This window comes from Micromonospora sp. WMMD956, from assembly GCF_029626125.1.
In the GTDB taxonomy this organism is placed as follows: Bacteria; Actinomycetota; Actinomycetes; order Mycobacteriales; family Micromonosporaceae; genus Micromonospora; species Micromonospora carbonacea.
Genome location: NZ_JARUBI010000005.1, coordinates 697835 through 724607, shown reverse-complemented (window position 1 = coordinate 724607; position 26773 = coordinate 697835). Strand labels below are relative to the sequence as shown.

Sequence of the window (26773 nt, the reverse complement as noted above, 5' to 3'; positions counted from 1 at the left end):
GGCGCGCGACCCACCGTCCACAAGGACTGGACAAACCGGTCGGGTTACCGGAAGGATTTCGCAGCGACCCGGCACTCGTGCCGCACAAAGGAGAATCCGGTGTCCCCCTCCACCGACCCCGGCCGTCCCGAGCCGGACGCGACGACGCTCGCCCCGCCCCGGGACGCCCGACCGGTCTCCGACCGAGGCGACACGGTCTGCGTCATCGGGGCCGGGGCCAGCGGCCTCACCGCCGTGAAGAACCTGCGCGAGCACGGCTTCGGCGTCGACTGCTACGAGCGGGAGACCGGCGTCGGCGGCGCGTGGAACTGGCGGCACGACCGCAGCCCCGTCTACGCCAGCACCCACCTGATCTCGTCGCGGCCGTTCACCCAGTTCCCCGACTTCCCGATGCCGGACGACTGGCCGGACTACCCGCACCACAGCCAGGTGCTCACCTACTTCGAGCGCTACGCCGACCACTTCGACCTGCGCCAGCACATCTGGTTCGGCACCGAGGTGATCCGGGTCGAGCCGGTCGACGGCGACCGCTGGGACGTCACCACCCGCAGCACCGGCGGCTACGGCCCCGAGCGCACCTCCCGGTACGCCGCCGTGGTCGTCGCCAACGGCCACAACTGGTCGCCGAAGCTGCCCCGCTACGAGGGGCTGGAGGAGTTCCGGGGCGAGATCATGCACGCCTCGTCGTACAAGGACCCGGCGCAGCTGCGCGGCAAGCGGGTTCTGGTCGTCGGGGCCGGCAACACCGGCTGCGACATCGCCGTCGAGGCGGCCCAGCAGGCGTCCCACTGCTGGCACTCCACCCGCCGCGGCTACTGGTACGCCCCCAAGTACGTCCTCGGCCGCCCCGCCGACCAGGTCAACGACACCCTGCTCGCCCTGCGGGTGCCGCTGCGCGTGCGGCAGTGGCTCTACCACTGGACGCTGCGGCTCACCGTCGGCGACCTGACCCGGTTCGGCCTGCCCAGGCCCGACCACCGGGTCTACGAGACCCACCCCATCGCCAACAGCCAGCTCGTCTACCACGTCGGCCACGGCCAGATCACCCCCGTGCCGGACGTGGCCCGGTTCCACGCCAAGGCCGTCGAGCTGACCGACGGCCGCGAGATCGACCCCGAGCTGGTCGTCTTCGCCACCGGCTACCTGCCGCGCTTCGAGTTCCTCGACCCCCGGGTGCTCGGCGCGGACGAGGCGGGCCGGCCCCGGCTGTGGCTCAACGCGCTCGTCCCCGGCCACCCGACGCTCGCCGTCGCCGGCCTGGTCCAGCCCGACTCGGGCATCTTCACCCTGTCGCACTGGCAGACCGTCCTGTTCGCCCGGCTGCTCGCCCTGCGGGTGCGCCGGCCGGAGCGGGCCGCCGCGTTCGCGCAGCGGGTCACCGCCGGGGCCGGCGAGCGCTACTCGGGGAAGGTCAAGGACAGCAGCCGGCACTGGTTCGAGGTGGGCCACGCCGACTACCTGCGCGCCATCCAGCGCGCCATGCACGAGCTGGAGGAGAAGTGAGCCAGCAGCAGCGGGTGCGGATCATGCGCGGCCGGGAGTGGGCCCGGCCCGTCCGCCCGGCCCGGCGCGAGGTGCTCAGCGCGCTCCCCGAGGTCGAGCAGGGCCGCCCGCCGCTGCTGTTCGTGCCCGGCTTCGGCCACGGCGCGTGGGCGTTCGCCGAACACTGGCTGGGCCACGTCGCCGGTCGCGGCTTCCCGGCGTACGCGCTGAGCCTGCGCGGGCACGGCGGCAGCGAGCCGGCGCCGGAGGCGACGCTGCGGGCGTACACCCATGACGTGACGCAGGTGGCGGCGGGCCTGCCGCGCCAGGCGGTGCTGGTGGGGCACGGCGCCGGGGCACTGGTGGTGCGGCACGCCCTGGCCCGCTATCCGGCGCGGGCGGCGGTGCTGGTGGCCCCGGTGCTCGGCGACTGGGCGACGCTCGGCACGGCGCTGCGCCGCAACCCCGGCGGCACCCTGCCCGCGTTCGTCGGCGCGGGCCTGCGGCTGAGCCGACGGCAGCTGTTCAGCCGCGAGCTGCCCGACGCCGACGCCCGCCGGTACGCCGCCCGCCTCGGGCGCGCCGGCCGGCGCGCCCAGTGGCAGCTGCTCACCCACCGCGACCCGGAGCCTGCCGTGGGCGACCCGCCCGTGCTGGTCCTGGGCAGCCCCGACGACCGGGTGGTCCCGCCGGCCGCGCTGACCCGGGCCGCCCGGCTGCACGGCGGCGCGCCGCTGCTCTTCCCCGGCATGGGGCACGACCTGATGCTCGACGTCCGCTGGCGGGAGCCGATCGACGCGATCCTGGACTGGCTGGAGAAGGAACACCCGCCGGCCTGACCCGCTGCCGGCGCGACCCGTCGACCGGGGCGCGCCAGCAGCGGCCGGGCGGGGCGGAAACGCCCGGTCAGCCGGTGGGGGCGAGGTGGGTCAGCAGCGACCCGCCGTCGTCGAGGGCGCTGAGGTAGGAGCGGGCCCACGCCCGGATGTCGTTACGGTGCAGGTGTTCGCGCATCGCCCGCATCCGCGGCGTGACGTCGGCCGGGTCGGCCTCGAGCGCCGAGAGCAGCCCCTGCTTGAGCCCCTCCAGGTCGTGCGGGTTGACCAGGTACGCCTGCGGCAGCTCGGCCGCCGCCCCGGCGAACTCGCTGAGCAGCAGCGCACCCGTGTCGTCGACCCGGGCCGCCACGTACTCCTTGGCGACCAGGTTCATCCCGTCGCGCAGCGGGGTCACCGCCATCACGTCGGCGACCCGGTAGAGCGCCGCCAGCTCGGCCCGGTCGAACGGCTGGGTGAGGTAGTGGATGGCGGGCTCGCCGACCCGGCCGAACTCGCCGTTGATCCGCCCCACCTCGCGCTCGACCCGGTCGCGCAGGATCTGGTACTGCGTGACCCGTTCCCGGCTGGGCACCGCCACCTGCACCAGCACCGTGTCGCGCACCTTGACGTGCCCGCTGGCCAGCAGCTCGCTGTAGGCCTTGAGACGCTGCTCGATGCCCTTGGTGTAGTCCATCCGGTCGACGCTGAGGATGACGTGGCCGGGGTCGCCGAGGTCGTGGCGCAGCCGCTGGGCCCGGGCCGCCACGTCGGGGCGGCCCGCGAGGGCGGCCATCTCGGCGGTGTCGATCGAGACCGGGAACGCCCCGATGCGGACCACCCGGTCGTCGACACCGACGCGCCGGTCCGTCGCCGGCAGCTCCAGCACCTTGGCGACGAGCTGGGCGAAGTTGTGCGCGGCCTGGGCGCGCTGGAAGCCGATCAGGTCGGCGCCGAGCATGCCGCGCAGCAGCTCGGCCCGGCGGGGGAGCTGCATGAACAGCTCCGGCGGGGGGAACGGCACGTGCAGGAAGAAGCCGATCCGCAGGTCGGGACGCAGCTCCCGCAGCAGGCCGGGCACCAGTTGCAGGTGGTAGTCCTGGATCCAGACCACCGCGCCCTGCTCGGCCGCCTCGGCGGTCGCCTCGGCGAACCGCTGGTTGACCCGCTGGTACGCCTCCCACCAGCGGCGGTGGTATTCCGGCTGCTCCACCGCGTCGTGATAGAGCGGCCACAGGGTCGAGTTGGCGAAGCCCTCGTAGTGGTCGCGGAAGTCCTCGCTGCTCAGCGGCACGGTGCGCATCCGCACGCTGCCGATGTCGGGCAGGCTCGGCGCCGGCCCGGTGCCGCCGGCCCAGCCGACCCAGGTGGCCGGCGTGTGGCGGAGCAGGGGATGCAGGGCGCTCACCAGCCCGCCGGGACTGCGTCGCCATTCACAGGCGCCGTCGGGCGCCACACTGTCGTCGATGGGCAGGCGGTTGGCCACCACCACGAGGGAACTCTGTCGCATCTCGGGCATTCCGATCAGCAGAGACCGACCACCGCGAGCAAGGAACAACCGGGCAGCCAGTGCGGGAAGTGACGTACAGCGGTATTCCTACTGACAGTAAGTTACACCACTGTTACGCCTCCCGCCGGGGGCGGTGCGCGTCCCGCAATTCGGGCATCCGCCGTCCGCCTGTGGGGACGGGCCGCTACCCGGAGTATGGGGCGGGTCAGACCCGGGCGCCGTCGTCGGGGTCGTCGTCGGAGTCGCCGGGGCGCAGCCGCCAGATCAGCGTCACGAAGCCGGCGAGGATGCCGGTGAAGCCGAGCAGGGTCACCACGGAGGAGTCCACCGGCAGCAGCGTCGGCTCCAGGAAGAGCACGAACCCGGCGACGATGGCCAGCACGCCGGCCACCGCGTACTTGGAGACGCGGGGCAGCGGCGGTGGCGGCGGCGGGGTGTAGCGCTCGTCGGCGTCGTCGGGCAGGCCGGCGCCGAACGTGTCCAGCCCGTCCAGCAGGGACGGCTCGTCCTGCCGGCTCCCGCCGACGGAGACGCCCGAGACGTCGGCGGCCCACGGCAGCCGGCGTACGTCGGTGGCGGTGCCACCCTCGTCGGTGCCGAGCCGGCCGGTCGTGCCGGCCGGCTGCTCGTCGGGCTCGTCGTCGATGTCCTCGGCGGCGGGCCAGGGATGCGCGCCGGCGGCCGGGGCGGTGTGGAAGCCGGCGACGATGCGGGCCCACTCGGCGTCGACGTCGGGCTCGTCGCGGGACGGGCCGGCGGGGGCCTCCTCGGCGAGCTGGGTGAGGTAGTCGCGTGCGGTCGTCAGGTGGGAGCGGTCGACGTAGAGCCGGTCCACGGGGCGGGCCGGGACGGTGGTGGTGCGGGTGACCGGGTTCAGGTCGGCCGAGGGTTGCAGGTACGCGGCGATGCCGCCCGCGGCCAGGACGTCGAGCAGGTGCTCACCCACGCGCGGATCCACGTCGCCGGCGACCGCGTACTCGCTCGCGTCGAGCCCGTTGTCCCGCCGTCCCCGGCGGGCCCTACCCGCTGACACCGGACATCCTCCCTCGCGCACCTCCCGGTGCGATCGCCCCCGGCGCCCCGCACGCCGTGCCCTGAATCGTGACACGTCAGGGCCCCCTTCCGGGAGTGCGTTGTGGCGCGCCGTACGAAGTAAGGACCCTCCCGCAGGTGGGGGCGGGGCCTCAATGTCGGTTTTCGCTAATCGCTTGCCAACAGAAGCCCGTGCCCCGGCCCGCCACCAGCACCGCCCAGGCCCACCTGCCCCTGCCGACACCTACACAGCTGAGTCGAATACGACATCACCCCCCGCCCCGCCCCCCGCCCCCCGCCCCCCGCCCCGCCCCCCGGGTCGGTGATCAAGAGAAAAGCGTCAGAGTTGATCTCTGCGATGACACAATTCTCTTGATCACCAGCCCGAGGGCCGGGGCGGGGGCAGCGCGGGCCGGGGTGGGGTGGGGTGGGGTGGGGTGGGGTGGGCGGGACGGCGGAGGCGGGGCATCGGGTGGTTGGTGATGTCGTATGTGACTCAGCTGCGTAGGTGCCGCATCGCAGGAGCGGCTCTCGCGTTGGCGCGTTCTCGCACGTGATGGCGGAGGGCGGTTGCCCGGCCGGGTGGCCTGTCTCGTCCTCAGTGGTCGGGCGGGATGGCCTTGGCGCCCGTGGATCCGGTGGACGCGGTGTGTTGGTGGACCTGGCAAGCCCGGTGGATCCCGTTGACCGGGGGATCCGTCGCCGGGCCTGGTCGGCAGGGCTAGTCGGTGGTTCCGGCGAGGCGGAGCAGGCCCGGGGCGTGGTTGCGGGCCGCGAACCCGCGCACCTCGGCCAGCACCTGCGCCGCGCCCGCCGGGTCCACCTCGCGCAGGGTGGGCACCGACAGCGCGGCGGCGAGCACGTGGTCGGTCAGGTCGCCCATGCGCCGGTACTGCTCGGCGGCCGAGCGGAACAGCTCGGCGGCGGCCCGGCCGTCGCCGGCCGACCCGGCCAGCGCGGCCTCCGCCGCCTGCCCGGCGGCCCGGGCCCAGGGCGTCATCCGGGGCGCGGAGGTCAGCAGCCGGCGCACCCGGCGGGCCGCGTCCCCGCCGAGCACCACGGCGACGTGGCCGATCGCCGGCACCCACTCGGCGAACGGGATCTCCCGGGTCCGCCGCCAGTCCTCGTCCAGCTCGGCGAGCAGCCGCAGCGCCTCGGCCTCGCGCCCCTGCACGGCACGGCACAGCGCGGCGTGGGCCAACGTGGACCGCAGCACCCGGTGGAAGCCGGACCGCCGCCCGGCGGCCACCGCCCGCTCCACCTGGTCCGGGCCGCCGCCGTCGGCCGGGGCCTCCGGGTCGCCGCGCAGCGTCCGCATCCAGCCGGACACCGCGACGATGTGCATGTCCCACTCGCCGGTCGGCCGGCGCGTCGACTCGGCCGCCAGGTCCGCCGCCGCACCCCAGTCCCCGGCGTAGTACGACCGGGCCCACTGGTCCTCGAAGCTCGCGGTGAGGCTGTGCTCGCCGCCGAGGTCCAGCGAGCGCTGCTCGTCCACCAACCGCGCCGAGCCGGCCAGGTCGCCCTCCTCCTGCAACGCCCAGGCCAGGTTGTGCACGGCCCGCCGGCGGCTGGCCAGCCGCTCCACCCGGCAGTGCTCGGTGATTTCGACCAGCTCCGCGTACGCCTCCGGCACCCCCGACAGGTAGCGGGCCACCGCGAGCGTGATCCGGGCGCTCGCGCTGACCTCCCGCAGCTGGAGCCGCTCGGCCAGGCTCGCCGCGGTCCGGGCCGCCGCGCAGGCCGGCTCGGTCTCCGCGTTGAGCATGTGCACCCGGGCCAGCTCCAGCAGGGCGCTCGCCTTCTCCTCGCTGTCGGGCAGGTCGGTGTAGATGCCGATGGCCCGGTCCAGGCAGCGCAGCGTCTCGGCTCGGTCCGCCCGCCGCCACGCGGCGGTGGCCAGCAGCGTCCAGGCCCGCGCCGCCCCCGTCGGCTCGCCGGCCCCGGCCAGCTCGCCGGCCAGCCGGGCCAGCCGCTGCGCGCCGCCGTCGACGAGGAACGCGTCCCCGTCGCGGAACAGCGCCAGCTCGGCGTCGAACAGCTCCAGCATGGGCTCGGGTCCGCCGGGCAGGACCAGCGCCCGCCCCATCAGCGTCGCGGCGGTGTCCAGCGCGTGCAGCTCGTACGCCCGGCGGGCCGCCCGGTGCAGCGCGGCCCGCGCCGCCGGGGCGTAGGGCACGGTGTCCAGGCCGACGGTGCGGGCGATCTCGTGCGCCGCCCAGCGGTGGTTGGCCAGCACCTCGACCAGGTCCTGCTGCCGGCCGTCGGTGACCTGTTCCAGCCAGTCGGCGGTGCTCTGGTGGCGCGCCACCCGCTCGGTGCGGGGCAGCCGCTGATAGCACACGTCGCGCACCAGGACGTGCCGGAAGCGGTACTCGGGCTGGCCGGGCATCGTCGAGCTGGGCTGCTCGTAGACCAGGTCCCGGCGCTGCAACCGGCCCAGCGCCCGCTCCACCCACCGCACCGGGCGACCCAGCGCGGTGGCCACCGGCCCCGGCCAGAACTGCACGCCGACGACGGCGGCGGCCTGGAGCACCGCCCGGTCGGCCGGGTCGAGCAGGTCGAGCCGGTTGGCGATGACCGCCTGCACCGTGCGCGGCATCTCCGGCGTACGGGCCGGGTCGGCCCGCCCGGCGGGGTCGACGAGCCCGCCGTCGAGCAGCATCCGCGCGTACTCCTGGGCGTAGAGCGGGTTGCCGTCGGCGAACTCGATCAGCGGCCCCCGGGACGCGGGCAGCAGCGCGGACTGCCCGAGCAACAGCGCGTAGAGGGTGTCGATGTCGGAGTCGTGCATCGGCGGCACCGAGATCGACATCGCCCCGCTGATCGTGCCCGTCCAGGCCGGGTGCCGCTCCCGCAGCTCCGGCCGCGCCGTCGCCAGCACCAGCAGCGGCACGCCCCGGGCCGCCGCGCCGAGCTGCTCGACGAAGGCGAGCATCGCCTGGTCGGCCCAGTGCATGTCCTCGAACACCAGCACCGTCGGGCCCGCCTCGGCCAGGGCGAGCAGGAAGCGCCGCCAGGACGTCTCGGTCTCGCCCGGGGTGAGCCGCTCGCCGGGCAGGCCGATGAGCGGGCCGAGCGGATCGGCCAGCCGCACCGCGTGCGGGTCGCCCAGCCGGGCCAACCGCTGCCGCAGCCGGTCGCCGAGCGCCGCCGGGTCGTCGACGTTCGCCACGCCGACCCAGCCCTTGACGATGTCGGCGAGCGCGGCGTACGTGACGTTCTCGCCGAACGGCGGGCACTGCCCGACCAGCCAGGTGATCGGCGGGCCGGGCAGGCTGGCGGCGTGCCGGGCCAGCTCCCGCAGCAGCCGGCTCTTGCCCACCCCCGCCGAGCCGAACACCGTGACGAGCTGCGAGGTGCGCTCGGTCACCGTGCGGTGCAGGGCGTTGACCAGCAGGCCGCGCTCGTGTTCCCGGTTGACCATCGGGGTCAGCTCGGCGGTGGTCAGGTCCCGCTGGGGCAGCGCCCGCACCGCCAGCCAGATCCGGCTGACCGCGGAGCGGCCCCGTAGCGTCACCGGCGGCCGGTCGGCGTACTCCATGTCGTGCCGGGTCGCCGCCCAGGTGCTCTCGTCGACGACCACGCCGCCCGACGGCGCGAGCGACTGCAACCGGGAGGCGGTGTTGACCACGTCCCCGGTGACGAAGCCCTGCCCGCCGTCGCGGGCGGCGGACAGGTCGACCAGCGCCTCGCCGGTGGCGATGCCGACCCGGAAGCCGAGCGGCGGGTGCGGCCCGGCCGGCTGGCGGGCCAGGTTGCGTTGCAGCTCCAGCCCCGCCCGGACGCAGCGCAGCGCGTCGTTGTCGGTGGCCACGGGCGCCCCGAACAGCGCCATCACCGCGTCGCCGATGAACTTCTCGACCACCCCGCCGTACTGGTGCACCAGCCGCCGTACGGTGGCGAAGTAGCCCTGCTGGAGGTTGCGGGCCTGCTCCGGGTCGGCCCGCTCCGCGTACGTCGTGAAGTCGACGATGTCGATGAACAGGACGCTGACCTGCCGGCGGTCCTCCTGCACCACCATCGGCCGGTCCCGCAGCGGCTGCCCGCAGCTGGTGCAGAAGTTGGCCTCGACGTTGTTGGCGTGCCCGCAGGCGGCGCAGCCACGGGTCAGGGCCTGCCCGCACCCGCCGCAGAAGCGGTCGTCCGGACCGGCTTCGCGTGAGCAGTGTCCACACTTGAGGTCGATGGTCGGCTCCAGAGCGCGAGGTGGGCCCAGTATCGCGCCAGGCGGCAGAGTCGGCTACCCGATATGCAGGCGGATCGTACGCCCGACCGGGTCAGACTAACCTTCCGCTCAGGACATGAACGCCAGGAGAGTGCCGTGCACGTACGACTGTCAGCCGCGTGGACGGACCCGCGAGGCACCCTGTGGGCCCCGGGCGACACGGTCGACGTCGACGCCGTCACTCTCGCCGCATTGGAGGAGCAGGGCATGGTAGACACGCCGGACGGTCAGGGCACGGCCCCCGACCAGGGCAGCACGAAGACCACGACGACCAAGCCGACCGACCCGTCGAAGATCGGCCCCGGCCCGAGCGCGCCGCCCGCGGACGAGCCGGGCAAGTGACCCGTCGCTGACGCCGGCCGCGCCCACCACCGGGGGAGCGGCCGGCGTCAGCGGTCGCCCGGGCCGGCCTCGACCGCCGCTCGGGCCGGCGTCAGCGGTCCGTCGACGGCCCGTCAGCGGTCGCTCATGCCGGCGCGGCGGCGCAGCGCCGCCACGTCGGTGACCACGATCCGGCGGCCCTCCGTGCGCAGCCAGCCCCGGCTGGCGAAGGACCCGATCGCCTGGTTGACGCTCTGCCGTGAGCCGCCGGCCATCTCGGCGAGCTGGCTCTGGTTGAGCTCGATGGTGATCATCGGGGCCTGGCTCTCGCCGGCCAGCCGCACCAGCGTCTTGGCCACCCGGCCGGGCAGGTCGAGGAAGACGTGGTCGGCGTTCTGCTCGGTCAGCCGGCGGATCAGCCCGCCGAGCGAGCGCATCACCGCGTCGAGGATGCGCGGGTTGGAGTGCACCAGCTCCATGAACGCGGGCCGGGACAGCGCGAGGGCGGCGCAGTCCTCGATCGCCTCGGCCGACGCCGAGCGGGTGGAGGCGTCGAGCAGCGAGACCTCGCCCAGCACGTCCGGCGGTCGGATCACCGACAGCACGGCCCGCTCGCCGGTCGGCGCGGTGCGGAACACGGCGACCGCGCCCCGGCGCAGCACGATCAGGGACTCGCCGGGGTCGTTCTCGACGAAGAGCAACTGGCCCTTGCGGTACGTGCGCGGCACCGCCGCCGCGATCACCCGCTGCCGCACCTCCGGCTCCAGGCCGGCGAACATCTCGACACCCGTGAGCGCGTCACCCGGCTCCGGCAGGCGCATCTCCACGGCCCAACCCCTCCCCGGTAAAGGACCTCAACTCGCGGCCGGGTGAAACCCGTCAGCCCCCGCCGCGAGGTCGCGAACCGGTTCGGTGTCCGGTAGCGGCACTCATCAGATCATGACGGCCCGGTCGCCCGCTGTACACCCCCGGCGACACTTCCGTAACAGTCCCGAGCTGCGGCGCAGGGCAGGTCGCGGCGTACGCGCCCCCGGCTGGCGGCCGGTGGCGTCGGTGGGCGAGGATGGCGGGCGATGGTATACCGCTACTTCTACGACTGCGAGTTCATCGAGGACGGGCGCACCGTCGACCTCGTGTCGATCGGCGTCGTCGACGAGAACGGGCGCGAGTTCTACGCCGTCTCCACGGAGTTCGACGACTCCCGCGCCGTGCCCTGGGTGCGCCGCAACGTCCTGGACCGGCTCCCCTCGCCGGCCGACCGGGCCTGGCGGTCGCGGGAGCGGATCCGCGACGACCTCTACGACTTCCTCATGGAGCCGGTCCGGGGCCGGCCGGGCGAGCAGCTGGAGCTGTGGGCCTGGTACGCCGCGTACGACCACGTGGTGCTGGCCCAGCTCTGGGGCTCGATGCCGGGGCTGCCCCGGGAGATCCCCCGGTTCACCAAGGAGCTGCGTCAGCTCTGGGACGACCGGGGCCGGCCGCCGCTGCCGAACGCCGACGCGGCCCGGCACGACGCGCTCGTCGACGCCCGGCACAACCTCGCCCGCTGGCGCGCGATGACGGCCCGCTGATCAGGTTTGGCGGGTGCTCTGCGGGGCACCGGGTCGGCGTCGAGTCGATCGAGGAGGTGCCGCCATGAGCAGTGAGCCGTCCAGCGCCGCCGACGCCCGCAGCCGGGTGACCGAGCTGGTACGCGCCGCGCGGATCTGCATGCTGACCACCACCGGACTGGACGGCCGGCTGGTCAGCCGGCCCATGGGGCTCCAGGAGGCGGAGTTCGACGGCGACCTGTGGTTCTTCGCGTACGCCGACTCGGCCAAGGTGCGCCAGCTCCGGGTCAACCCGGAGGTCAACGTCGCCTTCGCCGACCAGCGCAACCACGCCTGGGTGTCGATCGCCGGCACCGCCCAGGAGGGCTACGACCGCCGGCACGCCGAGCGGCTGTGGCACCCGCTGCTGAAGACCTGGTTCCCCGCCGGCCTGGACACCCCGGGGCTGACCCTGATCAAGGTGCACGCCGGCTCGGCCGAGTACTGGGACTCCCCGGGCAGCGCCGTCGTCAACCTGCTCGGCCTCGCCCGGGCGGCGGTGACGGGGAAGCCGCCGAGGGCGGGGGAGAACCGCGAGGTGGCGTTCTGAGCCTCGGCGGCGTCCGCGCTGAGCTTCGCGGCGTCCGTGCCGAGCCTCGGCCGCGTCCGCGTTGAGGCTCGGCGGCGGCTGCCTGCCCGGGGCGCGCTGCCGGCGGATTGCCGCGGCGGCTACAGTTCGCAGGGACGGCCCGCCCCGGGCCGGCAACGGTGCCGAGGTCTGATCCGACACTTATCCTGGGGCAAATCGGGCTTTACCTGATGCTCCAGGAGGATGAGCAGATCATGCGTATCGGCGTGCTCACCGGCGGCGGCGACTGCCCGGGTCTCAACGCGGTCATTCGGGCGGTGGTCCGCAAGGGCGTCGCCACCTACGGTCACGAGTTCGTGGGCTTCCGGGACGGCTGGAAGGGCCCGCTGGAGGGCCTGTCCAAGCCCCTCGGCATCGCCGAGGTGCGGGGCATCCTGCCGCGCGGCGGCACCATCCTCGGCTCGTCCCGCACCAACCCGTTCAAGATCGAGAACGGCGTGGAGCGGATCAAGGAGAACCTCGCCGCGCAGGGCGTGGACGCGCTGATCGCGATCGGCGGCGAGGACACCCTGGGCGTCGCCACCAAGCTGCACGAGCTGGGCGTCAACGTCGTCGGCGTGCCCAAGACGATCGACAACGACCTCGGCGCGACCGACTACACCTTCGGCTTCGACACCGCCGTCAACATCGCCATGGAGGCGATCGACCGGCTGCACACCACCGCCGAGAGCCACCACCGCACCCTCGTCGTCGAGGTCATGGGCCGGCACGCCGGCTGGATCGCCCTGCACGCCGGCCTGGCCGGCGGCGCCAACGTCATCCTGCTGCCCGAGCGCAAGTTCGACGTCGAGCAGGTCGCCGGGTACGTCGAGAAGCGCTTCCAGCACCAGTACGCCCCGATCGTCGTCGTCGCCGAGGGCGCCCAGCCGCTCGACGGCCAGATGATCCTGCACAACCAGGAGCTGGACGCGTTCGGCCACGTCCGCCTCGGCGGCATCGGCCAGTGGCTCGCCGAGCAGCTCGAGGCCAAGACCGGCAAGGAGGCCCGCACCGTCGTGCTGGGCCACATCCAGCGCGGCGGCACCCCGACCGCCTTCGACCGGGTGCTCGCCACCCGGCTCGGCCTCCAGGCGATCGACGCCGCCCACGAGGGCGACTGGGGCAAGATGGTCGCCATGCAGAGCACGGACATCGTCCGGGTGCCGCTGGCCGACGCCACGGCCGAGCTGAAGACCGTGCCGCTGGAGCGCTACGAAGAGGCCGAGGTCTTCTTCGGCAGCTGACGCCGACCCGGCGCACGCGGCGGTTCCCCGGGGAACCGCCGCGCGCGCCGCCGGGCCCCGCCGCACGGCGGGCCACGAAAGGGGTACGACATGGCGGTGGGCGACCACACCGTAGCGGTGATCGGCGCGGGCAAGATCGGCGAGCTGATGCTCTCCGGGCTGCTGCGCTCCGGCTGGCCGGTGGGCCGGCTGCTGGCCACGGCCCGGCGGCCGATCCGCGCCGAGGAGCTGGCCACCCGCTACGGCGTGCAGGTGGTCGACAACCTGACCGCCGTCGGCGAGGCCGACGTGCTGGCCATCTCCGTCAAGCCGCAGGACGCCGCCGCCCTGCTCGACGAGATCGGGCCGAAGGTGCCCGCCGACAAGCTGGTCATCTCGCTCTGCGCCGGCCTGCCGACCAGCTTCTTCAACCGGCGGCTGCCCGAGGGCACCCCCGTGGTGCGGGTCATGACCAACACCCCGGCCCTGGTCGACCAGGCGATGAGCGCCATCTCGGCCGGCGCGCACGCCACCGGCGAGCACCTCGCCCTGGCCGAGGAGATGTTCACCCCGCTGGGCGCGACCGTCCGGGTCCCCGAGTCGCAGCAGGACGCCGTCACCGCCCTGTCCGGCTCCGGGCCGGCCTACTTCTACCTCCTCGTCGAGGCGATGGTCGACGCCGGCATCCTGCTCGGCCTGCCCCGTCAGGTCGCCCACGAGCTGATCGTGCAGACCGCGATCGGCTCGGCGGTCATGCTGCGCGACTCCGGCGAGCACCCGGTCAAGCTGCGCGAGGCGGTCACCTCGCCCGCCGGCACCACCATCTCCGCGATCCGCGAGCTGGAGAACCACGGCGTACGCGCGGCGATGCTCGCGGCCCTCGAAGCGGCCCGCGACCGCGCCCGGGAACTGGCCGCCCAGTCCGAGTGAGGCCGGCAGGCGATGTCGGGCGCAGCGGCTGACGGCGTGCCGGAGCTCGGCCCGCCCCCCGAGCGCACCGCCGTCGACGTGGGCCAGGTGCGCCGCCTCGTCGCCGCCCAGTTCCCGCACTGGGCCGACCTGCCGGTCGAGCCGGTCGCCCACGGCGGCTGGGACAACTGGACCTTCCACCTCGGCACCACCATGTCGGTACGCCTGCCGAGCGCGCCCGAGTACGCCGAGGCGGTCGCCAAGGAACACCGGTGGCTCCCCGTGCTCGCGCCGCGCCTCCCGCTGCCCGTCCCGACCCCGCTGGCGCAGGGCGGGCCCGGCGAGGGCTACCCGTACGCCTGGTCGGTCTACCGCTGGCTCGACGGCGAGACGGCGCGGGCGGACCGCATCGCCGACCCGGTCCGGTTCGCGCTCGACCTGGCCGGGTTCGTCGTGGCCCTGCGCGGCGTCGACACCGCTGACGGCCCCCGACCTGGCCGGCACAACTGGTATCGGGGCGGCACCCTGCGCACCTACGCCGGGAAGGCCGACCGGGCGCTCACGGCTCTCGACGGCCGGATCGACGTGGGCCTGGCCGGCGAGATCTGGCGACGCGCACTGGACGCGCGCTGGGACGGTGCGGAGCGCTGGTTCCACGGCGACCTCGCGCAGGGAAACCTCCTGCTCGACGCCGGGCACCTCGCGGCGGTCATCGACTTCGGCACCTGCGGCGTCGGCGACCCGTCCTGCGACCTGGCCATCGCCTGGACGCTGCTGACCGCCGAGGGCCGGCGGGCCTTCCGGGAGCGGCTGGCCGTCGACGACGCGACCTGGGCGCGCGGGCGTGGCTGGGCGCTCTGGAAGACCCTGGTCAGCTATGCGAACGAGCTCGACGACGGCGAGGCGGCGGCAGGCTCACGGAGGATCCTCGACGAGATCTGCGCCGAGTACACCGACGGGACAAGCCGGTAGAACCCTGCGCCGACGAAGGGTAGCTCAGCGATCTTGGTACGGAACGGCCCCCAGAGGGGCCCCTCCAGGGGCCAGAATATACCAAGATCTATTAGTATCGGGCCCTGACGTTTCGCCGTGACGGCTGCCTGATGCAGAAGCGAGTACTGGTAGCTCAGTCCGAGTGACGATCGGGCTTCCGTGGGATTCGGGTCGCCATGCAATCTCAGCGTGGGCCGTGCGCAACCCCGTTGATCAGATAGCGGAAACCGCCGTCGGTAGCAGCGGCCACGGCATTGTCGAGGCGCTGCCAGACGTAGGGGCGAAGAGCCGCCCTGGCGTCATCCTGTGAAATGAAACGGAATTCCAGCAGCTCACCGTCCGCCAGCCGCAGTGATCTTGCCTGTTCGCCGGTAACCGTGCCGCAGTCGAAAACGAACATCAAGCTGTCGTCCCACGGGCCGTGCGGAGCCACCCAGTCCACCACCAGCAGCCGTCCGGCCCTCACCTCGACTCCCAGTTCCTCGCGCAACTCGCGCTCGGCGGCCTGGTGGGGAGTCTCGTTCGCCTCGACCATCCCGCCGGGAAGGTCCCAATCCGGCTTGTACCGCGGGTTGACGAGCAGGACGTGGCCCTGCTCGTTTCTGATCAGGACGTCTGCGCCGACCCGCTTGCGGGCCTGCTTCGCGTTGCCCTCCGCCAGATATGCCTGCCAAGCAACCGGATCCCGCTCGTAGAGCGGGCGATCATCCGAGCTGTTCGTCACCGACTGCTCCTGACCGTAGCTCACCCACTGTGCCGATCCATGATCGCTCATGGATCGTGTCGCGGAGACGGTCAAGGAGTGGCGGAACCTCGGCACACGCCTTCGCGTGAGATCCGAAGAGTATCGAAGCGTGTTGTAGTTGATCGATGATGATGCCTGATCCGAGACCAGCGATCGCGTCCAGCACAGCATGGGTTGCGACGCACGCCTCGTCGATCTGGCCCTTGCCGAGCAAGACCGTGACCAACATGAGCTGAGCCAACGCGCGACTTCTGACCCTATCGGCCGGGCTGACGGCCAGCGCGGCCTGGAGCCGGCGTTGGGACTCGGCCAGATCCCCGACGCGAAGGAGGCAGCGCGCAGCCTCGATGGCGAACGAAGTCACGTCGAAGGGACTCAACCACTCTGATGTGCCCGTGATCGGCTTGTGCAACGACGCCTCCGCGTCGGCGAGCACTTGAGTGGCGTCGACCGGTTGGCCGCCAATGGCGAACCCGCGTGCCTGCATCGCCAAAAGACGGGCCTGGAGCCGGCCGTGCGACGGAGCCTGCCGAAGATGTTCCAGTCCGTTCCGGGCGTGGAACAGCGCCCCGCGCGCGTCGCCGCAGTGGTTGGCGAGATGACTCAGCCCTGCGTGAATCTGCGCTACGAGCTGGTGGTCATGGCTCTTCTCCGCCAGGGTGAGGGCTTCGCCGAGGTGTCGGCGGGCAGGACCTGCGGCACCGGAGTCGTGCGCCATCCACCCGGCCATCTCGTTGAGCGAGGCGGCAGCAGCTAGTGCTGCCTTCCCTGGTGTGCTGGCCCCACCAGGTACTGTTTCGGCGACCCTGCCTGCAAGATAGGCCGTTACTGTGGCGTACAGATGACCGCCGCCAACTCGGCGGTCAGCCAGCCGGAGTGACCGTACGAAGTTTCAGGTGCTCGTCTCTCGCCCCCCGCCGTTGGCGATCTCTGGTGCTGGCCGAATCCGCGTTGGGGTTGATCTCGCGGTTGTTCCTCGTTGACGTGAGGCTCGGCTTGCCCACCCCGGCGAAGCTGATGGTCTTCCCGCCCTCATGATCTGCGGGCAACGCGAACCACAACAGGCGAGCGGGGATCTGTAGGAGCTGCGCCCAATGCGCGAGGCGGTCGAGGTGGACGACCGCTGGGCCGTTCTCGATTCGGCTGAGCTGGGCCTGCGAGAGGCCGAGCCAACGGGCCACGATTTCTTGCGGCAGTGGGTGACGGCCGTGGTAAGGGTGGCAGCGGTAGGCCCGGATGGCCCGCCCCAAGTGCCGTGCGGCCAGCGCCTGCCGGATCGGCCCGTGGTCCCAGAAGGAGTCTGGCAGGGCAGGCGGCGAGACAACGCGGTTTCGTTCGGCTGCCTGGCATGGCCCGCAGCGCCCGCTGGTGTTGTCGCGGGCAAGCCTTCCGCCGCAGCGGGGACAGCTTGCGTCACGTCCCGGCGATCTCGCCATGGTCGGGCGTCTCCGTCCATCGTGGGCCGTGCTGAGCCTATCCATTCAACTCATCGCGTGAGCGCTCGACATACGCCGTGTGCATATCGGAGAGCTCCACTTGCGTGGGATGCGTGTCGACCATCTGTTGGCAGTCATGACGCTGGCTCTCGCGTGCCGCGAACCTGTCGGCATGGCCCGGGGCGGGTGCCGGCTCCGGCAGGGCGCGGCCCCCAGCGCGTCCGCCGTCCCCGCCCGCCCCGGTGCCGTCTCACCTCGCGATCCCGACGGAAGGACTCTCCATGACAACGATGCCGGGCACCTGGCGGTGGGCGTGACCGGGCTCGGGCCGTACCCCGTCGAAGCGCTCGGATCGGCGGGGGTGCGCGACGCGGTGGCCCGCTGGCTGCGGCTGGTGGCGGCGGACGCCGAGCTGGCGCCGTACCTCATCGGGGTTGATCGGGCCCGGCTCGCCGGGCACCTGGCACTGACCCTCACGGTGGCGCTCGGCGGGCCGGCGGGCGACATCGCGCGGCCGGCGGCCGGGGCGTGGCGCGGCCTGGGCCTGACCGAGGAGCAGCACCGCCGCGTGGTCGACTATCTGGCCGGGGTGCTGTGGGCGCTCGACGTGCCGGCCGGCGCGGTGGACGCGGCCCGGCGGGCCTTCGCCGACGAGGCCGGCGCGTGACCGCCGCCCTGGCCGCGTCGTGGTCCACCCTGCTGCGGTACGCCCGCGCGGCGGCCGACGACTTCTGGTGCGCGGTCGAGGAGCGCTGCCCGGGGCGGCTGCCGGCGAAGGAGGCGCCCGTGTTCCTCGCGGCGCTGGGGCGGCTGGCCTCCGGCGGCGACGACCCGGCGGGGCGGGCGGCGCTGCTGGCCGTGCTCGGCCACGCCTACCGCCGCCACCGCCTGCTGCCGCACCAGCATGCCGTGGAGGCGGCGCTCGCCGCCACCGTCGCCCGGCACGCGCCCGGCACGCCCGAGCTGGCGGCGGCGTGGGCGCAGGCCGCGCGGCGGGCGTCGGCGGCGGTGACCCGCGCCGCCGAGCGGGCCGGCGGCGGCCCGGCGTGGTGGCCGGCGCAGGTCGTCGGCCACGACCGGCCCGCCGACGGCGTCGCGATCCTGACCGTACGCCCCTGGCGACGCCTGCCCTTCCGGCCCGGCCAGGCGGTGCCGGTCTGCACCGAGCGTTGGCCCGGCCGGTGGCGCTGGTACTCCCCGGCCAACGCGCCGCGCCCCGACGGCACCGTGGAACTGCACGTCCGGGCGGTTGCGGCCGTCTCCCGCGCCCTGGTCCACGCGGTACGCCCCGGCGACCCGATCTGGCTCGGCCCGCCGCGCGACGTCGGGCTGGGCCTCGACCCGGCCTCGCGGGCGGACCTGCTGCTGGTGGCCGGGGGCACCGGGCTCGCGCCGCTGCGCTCCCTCGTCGAGCAGGTCGCCGCCGCGCCGGCAGGGCGGCGGGTGACCCTGGTCGTCGGCGCGCGCGCCTTCGTCGACCTCTACGACTCGGTCAGCCTCGACGAGCTCCAGCGCGCCCACGACTGGCTGACCCTGGTGCCGGCGTTGTCGCACGACCCGCTCGCCGGGGCGGGGGAGCGGGGCGACGCGCTGACCGTGGCCCTGGACCACTACCGGCCGGGGCAGGAGGTCCACCTGTGCGGGCCGCCGCCGATGCTGGCCGGGTCGCGGCTGCGGCTGCTCGCCGCCGGGGTCCCGGCCGAGCGCATCCACCTGCCGTTTTGTCCGTTTACGAGGTCTGAAGCCTAAGGAATTCCGGAGGAATTCCTTACAGGTCCCGCAGGGGTGTGTAGGGTTTCTCCGGTGAGGCGAGGGGGAGAGGTTGAAGAAGCGTCAATGCGTTCGTTGCCGGTAACCTTCAGCTACTCGCAGGCCCTGGAAGCCGGCCTGACACGGTGGCGGCTCTACCGATTGCGGGACCAAGGGCTGATAGAGCGCATGGGCCATGGGCTCTATCGACGCCACGACGCCGAGGCCGCAGACATCGACCTCGTCGAGCTTGCCCACCGGGCTCCGCCTGCCACCCTGTGCCTGACGAGCGCACTGGCTCGTCACGGCCTCACCGACGAGATTCCCTCCCGCATCGATGTCGCGCTGCCGCGCGGCCGACATCGACCGGCGACGGCCGCCCCGGTCGCCTGGCACGCGTTCGACCCGGCCACCTTCGAGGTCGGCCGCGCGGAGTTGCCACTCGATCCGGAGACCTCGATCGGCCTGTACGGGCCCGAGCGCAGCATCATCGATGCCCTTCGCCTCCGGCACCGCGAGGGCCCGGAGCTGGCGTACCCGGCTTTGCGTCGGTGGCTGAGACGCGACGGCGCGGCACCGGCGAAGTTGCTGGCGATGGCTCGATACTTCCCGCAGGCCGAACGACCACTCCGAGAGGCTCTGGAGATCCTGCTGTGACCGTGCGCCCGACCCGAGCCACCCCGGCCGGTCGCGCCTACCTCGACCTTCAGAATCTCGCGCGCCGCACTGGCCGCCCCACCGATGAACTGCACCAGGTCTATGCCCTGGAGGGCTTCCTCGCCCGCTTGGCCCGATCCCCGTACGCGGACAAGCTGGTCCTCAAGGGCGGCGTGCTGCTGGCCGCCTACGCCGCCCGCCGGCCGACCCGGGACGTGGATCTCCAGGGCCGATGGATTTCGAACGACGCCGAACAGGTGCTCGGTATCGTCCGTCGCATCAGCGCCCTGGACCTCGACGACGGCCTGACGCTCAATGCGGCGAGCGCAACGGCGGAAACCATCCGGGACGACGACGTCTACACCGGCGTGCGGGTCAGCCTCAGCGGCCACCTCGCCGCTGCCCGCCTGTCCTTCCATGTCGACGTCAACGTCGGCGACCCGATCTGGCCTGATCCAAAGCCGATCAAGCTGCCACGCCTGCTCGACGGTGAGATCATGGTGACGGGCTATCCGCTCTCCATGGTGTACGCGGAGAAGCTGGTGACAGCGTTGCAGCGGGGCGCGGCAAACACCCGTTGGCGCGACTTCGCCGACGTCTACCTGCTCTCCGGCCTGCACGACGTCGATGGCGACGAGCTGGCCGCAGCCGTGCAACGGGTGGCCGAGTACCGCGAGGTGACGCTCGCGCCGCTGAGCCAGGCTCTCGACGGCTACGCGACGCTCGCGCAGCGGCGGTGGGCCGCCTGGCGACGTAAGCATCGCCTCGATGATCGGTTGCCGCAGAGCTTCGACGAGGTGTTGCAGCGGGTCTTCGCGCTGGCTGATCCCGCCTTGACCCCGCTTTCCGGTGGTGGGGAAAAGCGGTCGAGAGCACGCCGTGAGGCACTGGACGAGTTGACGGCGGACGCGATCGACATGGGTGCCTACGACGAAGCGATTCGGCGTGGTCGCCAGCTCTCGCACGACCAGCCGGACGAGTGACCGCCCACCAACCTTGGAGCCTGGCCGCCTGCCGGTGCGGATGGTCTGCTGACGGCCGGGCCGGAGTGGGACGACCAACTGTCGCCCGGACCGTGGAGCAGCCGGGCGACCGTCCTTGTCCAGGCGGTGCGCAACGTGGCGCGGTGAGAATCAGTGGGGCGGGGTGCGGGCGTTGGCCGGGGCCGACACCCCTGCGCGAGACGTGACCCGTGCCCCATACTGGCGCGGTGTTCACCCTCGCTCAGGCGCGTCACCTCGTGGCCACCCTGCAACCGCGCATCGACGAGTTGATCCGGCTCCGTGCCGACCTCGCCGAGCTGCGCGCCGACCTCGCCGACGGCGGGCTGAGTCCGCTCGGCGGCCTCGCCGAGGTCAAGGGCCTGGAGGCCCGGCTGCACGGGGTCGTGGACGAGTTGCACGAGCACGACATCCAGGTCAAGAGCATCGCCCCGGTGCTGCTGGACTTCCCCGGCGAGCGGGCCGGCCGCCCGGTGCTGTGGTGCTGGCTGGAGGGCGACTCGGACGTGCGCTGGTACCACCGCGTCGAGTGCGGCTTCGCCGGCCGCCGCCGCGTGTGAAAGAGAGTCAGCGCAGGGTGGCCAGCGCCGCCGGTGAGACGTTGCCGCCGCTGAGCACCAGCACCACCCGGGTGCACGACGCGGCGCTGACCAGGCCGGTGCGCAGCGCCGCGTAGGTGACGGCGGCGGACGGCTCGACCAGGAGCTTCGTGGCGTCCAGCAGCTCCCACCACGCGCCCCAGATCGCGTCCTCGGCGACCTCCACCACGTCGTCCACGAGGGCCTGGATGTGGGCCAGGGTGTGCCGGCCGGCGAAGGGGGCGGCCAGCCCGTCGGCCATCGACCGGGGCGGCGTCGCCGGGGCCGCGCCCCCGGTGCGCAGGGCGTGCCCGACGGCGTTGGCGGTGGCCGGCTCCACCCCGACGATCCGCGCCGCCGGCGCCGCCGCGCGTACCGCCGCGGCCACCCCGCTGATCAGCCCGCCGCCGCCCACCGGCACCAGGACCAGCCCCGGCGGCGGGCCGTCGGCCAGGATCTCCCGGCCGATGGTGGCCTGGCCGGCGATGACGTCCGGGTCGTCGAACGGCGGCAGCAGGTGGTATCCGCGTTCCGCCGCGATGGCCTCGCAGGTGCCGAGCAGGTCGTCGGTGAGCACGACCTCCCCGCCGTACCGGCGGACCGCCTCGATCTTGGTCGGCACCGCGTGCGGCGGCATGCACACCACGGTGGGCAGGGCGTACGCCTGGCCGGCGTACGCCACGGCCATCGCGTGGTTGCCGGCCGAGAAGGCGGCCAGGCCGGCCGGTCGACCGGCGCGTTCGGTGAGCGCGAGCAGCGCGTTGAGCACCCCGCGCGTCTTGAAGCTGCCGGTGTGTTGCAGGTTCTCCGCCTTGACCCACAGGTCGAGGCCGTACTCGTCGCCGATGTGCGTGCAGGCCAGCAGCGGGGTGCGGACGACCCGCCCGCCGATCCGCCGCTGCGCCGCCGTGATGTCGTCCGCGCTCACCAACTGCACACGGCGCAGCCTAGCCGCCACGTCACACCGCCTCGCGCCCTCGCACCCACCACGGGGCCCGGCCGGGCCGCCCCGCGCCCCCCGGGGTCAGCCGCCGCACCCGGTCGGGGTCAGCCGCGCGGGGCCGTCTCCAGGGGCCACTCGGTGCTGACCGTCCTGTCGATGCCCCGCCGGTCGAAGGAGAGCTGGAGTCCCCGGGCCTGCTCGGCGTGCCAGCCGACCTGCGCCCGGTGCAGCGCGTCCGGCCGCATCCGGGCGATGGGCTCGTGCCGGGCGGCGATCGAGCGGGCCAGGTCGGCGGCGGCCCGCGCGTCGCTGGCGGCGTCGTGGGCGTTGTCGAGCGTGACCTCGTAGTACCGGCACAGGTCGCCGAGCTGCCGGCGGCCGTACCACCGGGGTTCGACCTGCTGGTGCAGCACGGACGGGTCGATGACGACGGCCCGGTCCCAGTCGATGGCCGGCAGGCCGTGCCGGGCCAGCTCGGTGTGCAGGGCGGTCACGTCGTACGGGGCGCAGAAGGCCACCAGCGGCGTGGCGTCGGCGATCAGCTTGGCCACCGCCGTGCCCAGCTCCGCGAGCGCCTCGCGGGCCGGGCGGCCGTCGGCGCGCACCTTCTCGTCGGTGATGTGGTGCCGGGCCGTCGCGTCGGCGGGGATCGGCACGCCCGGGTCGACGAGCCACTCCTGCGTCGTGCCGTCGCTGTGCACCAGGGCCGCGGAGACGATCCGGGTCTGCGTCGGATCGGGCAGCGTGCCCTCCAGGTCGAAGCCGACGACCGGCAGGTCGTGCCAGCCGCTGTGGCCTCCGACGGGCGGCGCGACCCGGGCCGGCACGCACCCGTCGTGGTACGTGTTCCAGACCCCGTTGGCGCTGGCGCGCCGGCCGGCGCCGGCCTCCACGTTGGCGTGGCAGGTGGCGCAGCGCCCGGCGTACTTGTTGATCATTGAGTTGTCTCCTGTGGGGTGTCGACGAACAGGAGACGATCTTCGGGTACGCGCCCGGCGGGCATCCTGCCGCACACGCCGACGAACGGGCGGATTTCCGCCTCTTGTGGACGGTCGCGTGACCCCTACCGGGCACCCCTGTTAGGGGATCGGTGATCTTCCATTTGACATGCATTCAGTGATATCTATCTCACACCACCACTTCCCACCCCCAGGAGTGCGACGTGCGGAGATCCCGTCTCGTTACCCTCGCCGTGAGTCTCGCGGCGTCCATCGGCGCCACGCTCACGCTGGCCGTCCCCGCCCAGGCCGCGCCCAGCGACCGCTACGTCGCCCTCGGCGACTCGTACGCCTCCGGCGTCGGCGCCGGCAGCTACACCTCGGAGAGCGGAAGCTGCCAGCGCAGCACCAACGCGTACCCGGCGCTCTACAACGCCAACGTCAAGCCCGCGTCGTACAAGTCGGTGGCCTGCTCCGGGGCGACCACCACGGACGTGATCAACAACCAGCTCTCCGCGCTGTCGTCGACCACCACGCTGGTCAGCGTCACCATCGGCGGCAACGACGTCGGCTTCGCCAACATCATGACCACCTGCGTGCTCGACGGCGAGAGCCAGTGCGTCGCCGCCGTGCAGGCCGCCGAGGACAAGGCGCGCGCCGAGCTGTCCGGCAAGCTCGCGAAGGTCTACAGCGGAATCCGGTCCAAGGCCCCGTCGGCGCGGGTGGTGGTGGTCGGTTACCCGGTCTTCTACCAGCTCGGCACCGTCTGCGTCGGCCTGAGCGCGAACTCGCGGGCGAAGATCAACGAGGGCATCAACCTGGTCGACGACATCACCCGCAGCGCCGCGGCCTCGGCCGGCTTCACGTTCGCCGACGTCCGCTCCGTCTTCGTCGGCCACCAGCTGTGCAGCTACGGCGAGAAGTGGCTGCACGCGCTCAACTTCGCCAGCATCGGCATCTCGTACCACCCGACGGCGGCCGGCCAGTCCGGCGGCTACTACCCGGTGTTCCGCTCCGCCGCCGGCTGACCCGACCGGTGTTCGCGCGGGCCCGGGACGGCTTTCCCGCCGTCCCGGGCCCGTCCGCGTCCGCGGCTCAGGCCGGCAGGACCTTCTCGACCGCCGCGCGCAGCTCGGGGGAGTCCGGCGCGACGGTCGGGGCGAACCGGGCCGCCACCGTGCCGTCCGGGGCCACCAGGAACTTCTCGAAGTTCCACCGCACGTCGCCGGTGTGCCCGTCGCCGTCCGCCGCGGTCACCAGCGCCGCGTAGAGCGGGTGCCGGTCGGGGCCGTTGACGTCGACCTTCTCGGTGATGGGGAAGCTGACCCCGTAGTTGACCTGGCAGAACTCGCCGATCTCGGCGGGCGTGCCGGGCTCCTGGCCGGCGAACTGGTTGCACGGCACGCCGAGCACCACCAGGCCCCGGTCGGCGTACTCGGCGTGCAGGGCCTGCAGGCCCGCGTACTGCGGGGTGAGGCCGCAGCGGGAGGCCACGTTCACCACCAGCAGCGCCCTGCCCCGGTAGCGGGCGAGGTCGGCCGGGCCGCCGGTGAGGGCGTCGATCTCGGTGTCGAAGACGGTCATGGGGCGAGGCTACCCAGGTGATCCCCGGCCGGCGTCGCGGCGGCCGTCGGCCCGGATTCCCGCGACTATCGACGCATGTGCATCTTGACGAACTGATGACGGCGTGAGTAGCGTCTCACCATCCTTTTGGAAAGTTTCCTAACTGTTTGGGGAGCCGCCACATGAAGAGATCGCTCCGCCGGGCCCTCTGGGCCGGTGCCGTGGTCGCGGTGACCGCCGCGGTGGTCCCGGTGACCTCGGCGTTCGGCGCCGGCAGTGTGACCGCCACGTTCGCCAAGGCGCAGGACTGGGGAACCGGCCATGAGACCCGGGTCACCGTCACCAACGGTTCCGCCGCCAGCGTCAGCACCTGGCGCATCGAGTTCGACCTGCCCGCCGGCACCACCATCAGCAGCGCCTGGGACGCCGACGTCACGAGCAGCGGCAACCACTGGGTCGCGGTGAAGAAGAGCTGGGCCGGCCCGCTCGCCCCCGGGGCGACCTTCAGCTGGGGCTACAACGGCACCGGGGCCTACAAGGCGCCGCTGAACTGCACCATCAACGGCGCGCCGTGCGGCGGGGGGACCACCCCCACCACCGCCCCGCCGACGACCGCCCCGCCCACCACCGCGCCCCCGACGACCGCGCCGCCCACCACCCCGCCGCCGACCACCACCCCGCCCACCGGCGGCGGCAAGAAGGTCGTCGGCTACTTCGCCGAGTGGGGCGTCTACGGCCGCAACTACCACGTCAAGAACATCCACACCAGCGGCTCCGCCGCGAAGCTCACCCACATCCTGTACGCCTTCGGCAACACCACCGGCGGGCGCTGCGCCATCGGCGACAGCTACGCGGACTACGAGAAGGCGTACACGGCGGCCGACAGCGTCGACGGCGTCGCCGACACCTGGGACCAGCCGTTGCGCGGCAGCTTCAACCAGCTCCGCAAGCTGAAGAAGATGTACCCGCACCTCAAGGTCATCTGGTCCTTCGGCGGCTGGACCTGGTCGGGCGGCTTCACCCAGGCCGCGCAGAACCCGGCCGCCTTCGCCGAGAGCTGCTACAACCTGGTCGAGGACCCGCGCTGGGCCGACGTCTTCGACGGCATCGACGTCGACTGGGAGTACCCGAACGCCTGCGGCCTCACCTGCGACTCCAGCGGCCCGAACGCGTTCAAGAACGTGATCTCCGCGCTGCGGTCGAAGTTCGGCTCCTCGGCCCTGGTCACCGCCGCCATCACCGCCGACGGCAGCAACGGCGGCAAGATCGACGCCACCGACTACGCCGGGGCGATCGGCAACCTCAACTGGCTCATGCCGATGACGTACGACTACTTCGGCGCCTTCAACGCGCAGGGCCCCACCGCCCCGCACTCCCCGCTCTACTCCTACACCGGCATCCCGCAGGCGGGCTTCAACTCCGACGCCGCGATCCAGAAGCTCAAGGGCAAGGGGATCCCGGCCGACAAGCTGCTGCTCGGCATCGGCTTCTACGGCCGGGGCTGGACCGGGGTCACCCAGTCCGCGCCGGGCGGCTCCGCCACCGGGGCGGCGCCGGGCACCTACGAGGCCGGCATCGAGGACTACAAGGTGCTCAAGAACACCTGCCCGGCCACGGGCACCGTCGGTGGCACCGCGTACGCCAAGTGCGGCAGCAACTGGTGGAGCTACGACACCCCGTCGACCATCGGCGGAAAGATGACGTACGCGAAGAACCAGGGCCTCGGCGGCGCGTTCTTCTGGGAGCTGTCCGGCGACACCACCAACGGCGAGCTGATCGGCGCGATCCGCGGCGGCCTCGGCTGATGCAAGGAAGGGCCCCCTGTTAACGCATTCTGCATAGCAAGGGTCCCCTGCAAACACCCCCGAGGCCCGGGAACCGCACGCGCGGCGGTTCCCGGGCCTCGGCGCGCGGGGGCGCGGCCCGGCGTGGGCGTGGCGCGGGGGTGATGTGTCAGACTCGCCCATCGGCGGCGTCCCCGGTGCCGGGGCCGAGAGGGAGGGACGGATGGGCGTGACGAACACCAGGGTGGCCGGCAGGGCGGCGCTGGTCGCGACACTCGCGGCCCTCCCGTTCGCCCTGCTCGGCTGCGGCGAGAGCGGGGGAGCGACCCAGCAGCCCGGCCGGGCGCCCGCCGAGGAGGCCGCCGCGAAGTCCCGGGAGCGGGTCCAGGCGTACCTCGACGCGATGATCGCCAAGGACGTGGCCGCCGGGCGCGGCCAGCTGTGCGCCCCCTCCCAGGAGGCCTTCGACGCCGCCGCGACCGGCCCGAACGGCGACTTCGCCGACCACTTCACCGTGACCGGGGCGACGATCACCGACGTCCGTCCGGGCGCGAGCGGGCAGGAGGTCAGCACGGAGATCACCGTGACCGCCGGCTCCCGCGAGGCCACCCGGCCGCTGCTGTTCACCGTCACCCGCAGCGGCGCCGACTGGTGCGTGGCGGGCGAGGCGCCGGGCGGGAACACCCCGGAGCCGTCGGTCACCCCCTGA

At 73.2% G+C, this 26773-nt stretch carries 25 protein-coding genes; 16 read left to right on the top strand and 9 right to left on the bottom strand.

Annotated elements, in window-relative coordinates; genetic code table 11:
* The first annotated feature begins 99 nt into the window (after positions 1 to 99).
* Positions 100 to 1503 carry an NAD(P)-binding domain-containing protein gene (locus O7628_RS03375; protein ID WP_278128255.1) on the top strand — a complete coding sequence of 468 codons (1404 nt, stop codon included), beginning with the start codon at positions 100 to 102 and terminating at the stop codon, positions 1501 to 1503.
* 23 nt (positions 1504 to 1526) lie between these two features.
* Positions 1527 to 2321 carry an alpha/beta fold hydrolase gene (locus O7628_RS03370; RefSeq protein ID WP_178067688.1) on the top strand — a complete coding sequence of 265 codons (795 nt, stop codon included), beginning with the start codon at positions 1527 to 1529 and terminating at the stop codon, positions 2319 to 2321.
* A 67-nt stretch (positions 2322 to 2388) separates the two neighbouring features.
* On the opposite strand, the gene O7628_RS03365 is transcribed toward O7628_RS03370, so the two are convergent.
* The 3 genes from O7628_RS03365 to O7628_RS03355 all read right to left on the bottom strand — a co-directional run bounded on the left by O7628_RS03365 (position 2389) and on the right by O7628_RS03355 (position 9028).
* Positions 2389 to 3807 carry a trehalose-6-phosphate synthase gene (locus O7628_RS03365; protein ID WP_074474968.1) on the bottom strand — a complete coding sequence of 473 codons (1419 nt, stop codon included), beginning with the start codon at positions 3805 to 3807 and terminating at the stop codon, positions 2389 to 2391.
* A 205-nt stretch (positions 3808 to 4012) separates the two neighbouring features.
* Positions 4013 to 4840, bottom strand: a complete 828-nt coding sequence (locus O7628_RS03360) for a DUF308 domain-containing protein (protein ID WP_278128253.1) — start codon at positions 4838 to 4840, stop codon at positions 4013 to 4015.
* A gap of 720 nt (positions 4841 to 5560) precedes the next feature.
* A complete protein-coding gene (locus O7628_RS03355) occupies positions 5561 to 9028 on the bottom strand; it encodes an adenylate/guanylate cyclase domain-containing protein (protein ID WP_278136193.1) in 3468 nt (1155 codons plus the stop codon).
* A 135-nt stretch (positions 9029 to 9163) separates the two neighbouring features.
* Here O7628_RS03355 and O7628_RS03350 point away from each other — a divergent pair, with 135 nt between their 5' ends.
* The gene (locus tag O7628_RS03350; protein ID WP_074474836.1) at positions 9164 to 9409 is read left to right on the top strand and encodes a hypothetical protein; all 246 of its coding nucleotides are present in this window, start codon (positions 9164 to 9166) and stop codon (positions 9407 to 9409) included.
* A 113-nt stretch (positions 9410 to 9522) separates the two neighbouring features.
* Here the strand turns inward: O7628_RS03350 and O7628_RS03345 are convergent, their stop codons facing one another.
* Complete coding sequence (locus tag O7628_RS03345; protein ID WP_043967208.1) at positions 9523 to 10215, bottom strand: Crp/Fnr family transcriptional regulator; 693 nt, start codon at positions 10213 to 10215, stop codon at positions 9523 to 9525.
* Between the two features lie 246 nt (positions 10216 to 10461).
* Between O7628_RS03345 and O7628_RS03340 the strand changes: the two genes are divergently transcribed.
* The 5 genes from O7628_RS03340 to O7628_RS03320 all read left to right on the top strand — a co-directional run bounded on the left by O7628_RS03340 (position 10462) and on the right by O7628_RS03320 (position 14649).
* Positions 10462 to 10959, top strand: a complete 498-nt coding sequence (locus O7628_RS03340) for a polyadenylate-specific 3'-exoribonuclease AS (protein WP_074474837.1) — start codon at positions 10462 to 10464, stop codon at positions 10957 to 10959.
* A gap of 64 nt (positions 10960 to 11023) precedes the next feature.
* Positions 11024 to 11527, top strand: coding sequence for a pyridoxamine 5'-phosphate oxidase family protein (locus O7628_RS03335; protein WP_278128251.1), 504 nt, complete (start codon positions 11024 to 11026; stop codon positions 11525 to 11527).
* A gap of 233 nt (positions 11528 to 11760) precedes the next feature.
* Positions 11761 to 12789, top strand: a complete 1029-nt coding sequence (locus O7628_RS03330; protein ID WP_074474839.1) for a 6-phosphofructokinase — start codon at positions 11761 to 11763, stop codon at positions 12787 to 12789.
* 90 nt (positions 12790 to 12879) lie between these two features.
* Positions 12880 to 13698: a pyrroline-5-carboxylate reductase gene (gene proC / locus O7628_RS03325; RefSeq protein ID WP_074474840.1), complete on the top strand. Its 819-nt coding sequence runs from the start codon at positions 12880 to 12882 to the stop codon at positions 13696 to 13698.
* A gap of 12 nt (positions 13699 to 13710) precedes the next feature.
* Positions 13711 to 14649 carry an aminoglycoside phosphotransferase family protein gene (locus O7628_RS03320; protein WP_278128248.1) on the top strand — a complete coding sequence of 313 codons (939 nt, stop codon included), beginning with the start codon at positions 13711 to 13713 and terminating at the stop codon, positions 14647 to 14649.
* Between the two features lie 205 nt (positions 14650 to 14854).
* On the opposite strand, the gene O7628_RS03315 is transcribed toward O7628_RS03320, so the two are convergent.
* Positions 14855 to 15394 (bottom strand): NUDIX hydrolase, encoded by a 540-nt coding sequence (locus O7628_RS03315; RefSeq protein ID WP_278128246.1) that lies wholly within the window; start codon positions 15392 to 15394, stop codon positions 14855 to 14857.
* Positions 15375 to 16133, bottom strand: coding sequence for a hypothetical protein (locus tag O7628_RS03310; protein WP_278128245.1), 759 nt, complete (start codon positions 16131 to 16133; stop codon positions 15375 to 15377). The genes O7628_RS03315 and O7628_RS03310 overlap by 20 nt, the downstream gene beginning before the upstream one ends.
* Positions 16134 to 17164: 1031 nt before the next feature.
* Here O7628_RS03310 and O7628_RS03305 point away from each other — a divergent pair.
* The 5 genes from O7628_RS03305 (at position 17165) to O7628_RS03285 (ending at position 20818) form a co-directional block, all read left to right on the top strand.
* A complete protein-coding gene (locus O7628_RS03305) occupies positions 17165 to 17518 on the top strand; it encodes a hypothetical protein (protein WP_091278453.1) in 354 nt (117 codons plus the stop codon).
* A complete protein-coding gene (locus tag O7628_RS03300; protein WP_278128243.1) occupies positions 17515 to 18600 on the top strand; it encodes an oxidoreductase in 1086 nt (361 codons plus the stop codon). The genes O7628_RS03305 and O7628_RS03300 overlap by 4 nt, the downstream gene beginning before the upstream one ends.
* An 87-nt stretch (positions 18601 to 18687) precedes the next feature.
* A complete protein-coding gene (locus tag O7628_RS03295; RefSeq protein WP_043967222.1) occupies positions 18688 to 19257 on the top strand; it encodes a type IV toxin-antitoxin system AbiEi family antitoxin domain-containing protein in 570 nt (189 codons plus the stop codon).
* Positions 19254 to 20240: a nucleotidyl transferase AbiEii/AbiGii toxin family protein gene (locus tag O7628_RS03290; RefSeq protein WP_278128240.1), complete on the top strand. Its 987-nt coding sequence runs from the start codon at positions 19254 to 19256 to the stop codon at positions 20238 to 20240. The genes O7628_RS03295 and O7628_RS03290 overlap by 4 nt, the downstream gene beginning before the upstream one ends.
* A gap of 227 nt (positions 20241 to 20467) precedes the next feature.
* Positions 20468 to 20818, top strand: a complete 351-nt coding sequence (locus O7628_RS03285) for a DUF2203 domain-containing protein (RefSeq protein WP_074474845.1) — start codon at positions 20468 to 20470, stop codon at positions 20816 to 20818.
* 7 nt (positions 20819 to 20825) lie between these two features.
* Here the strand turns inward: O7628_RS03285 and O7628_RS03280 are convergent, their stop codons facing one another.
* Entirely contained in the window at positions 20826 to 21773 is a 948-nt protein-coding gene (locus tag O7628_RS03280) for a threonine/serine dehydratase (RefSeq protein ID WP_074474846.1), read from the bottom strand.
* Positions 21774 to 21883: 110 nt separating this feature from the next.
* Entirely contained in the window at positions 21884 to 22717 is an 834-nt protein-coding gene (locus O7628_RS03275) for an exonuclease domain-containing protein (RefSeq protein WP_278128239.1), read from the bottom strand.
* 224 nt (positions 22718 to 22941) lie between these two features.
* Between O7628_RS03275 and O7628_RS03270 the strand changes: the two genes are divergently transcribed.
* On the top strand, positions 22942 to 23745 hold the full coding sequence (locus tag O7628_RS03270; protein WP_278128237.1) for an SGNH/GDSL hydrolase family protein: 804 nt from the start codon (positions 22942 to 22944) through the stop codon (positions 23743 to 23745).
* A gap of 67 nt (positions 23746 to 23812) precedes the next feature.
* On the opposite strand, the gene O7628_RS03265 is transcribed toward O7628_RS03270, so the two are convergent.
* Positions 23813 to 24301, bottom strand: a complete 489-nt coding sequence (locus O7628_RS03265) for a glutathione peroxidase (protein ID WP_278128235.1) — start codon at positions 24299 to 24301, stop codon at positions 23813 to 23815.
* 161 nt (positions 24302 to 24462) lie between these two features.
* On the opposite strand from O7628_RS03265, the gene O7628_RS03260 reads away from it, so the two are divergent.
* A complete protein-coding gene (locus O7628_RS03260; protein ID WP_178065877.1) occupies positions 24463 to 26085 on the top strand; it encodes a glycosyl hydrolase family 18 protein in 1623 nt (540 codons plus the stop codon).
* A 202-nt stretch (positions 26086 to 26287) separates the two neighbouring features.
* A complete protein-coding gene (locus O7628_RS03255) occupies positions 26288 to 26773 on the top strand; it encodes a hypothetical protein (RefSeq protein WP_278128234.1) in 486 nt (161 codons plus the stop codon).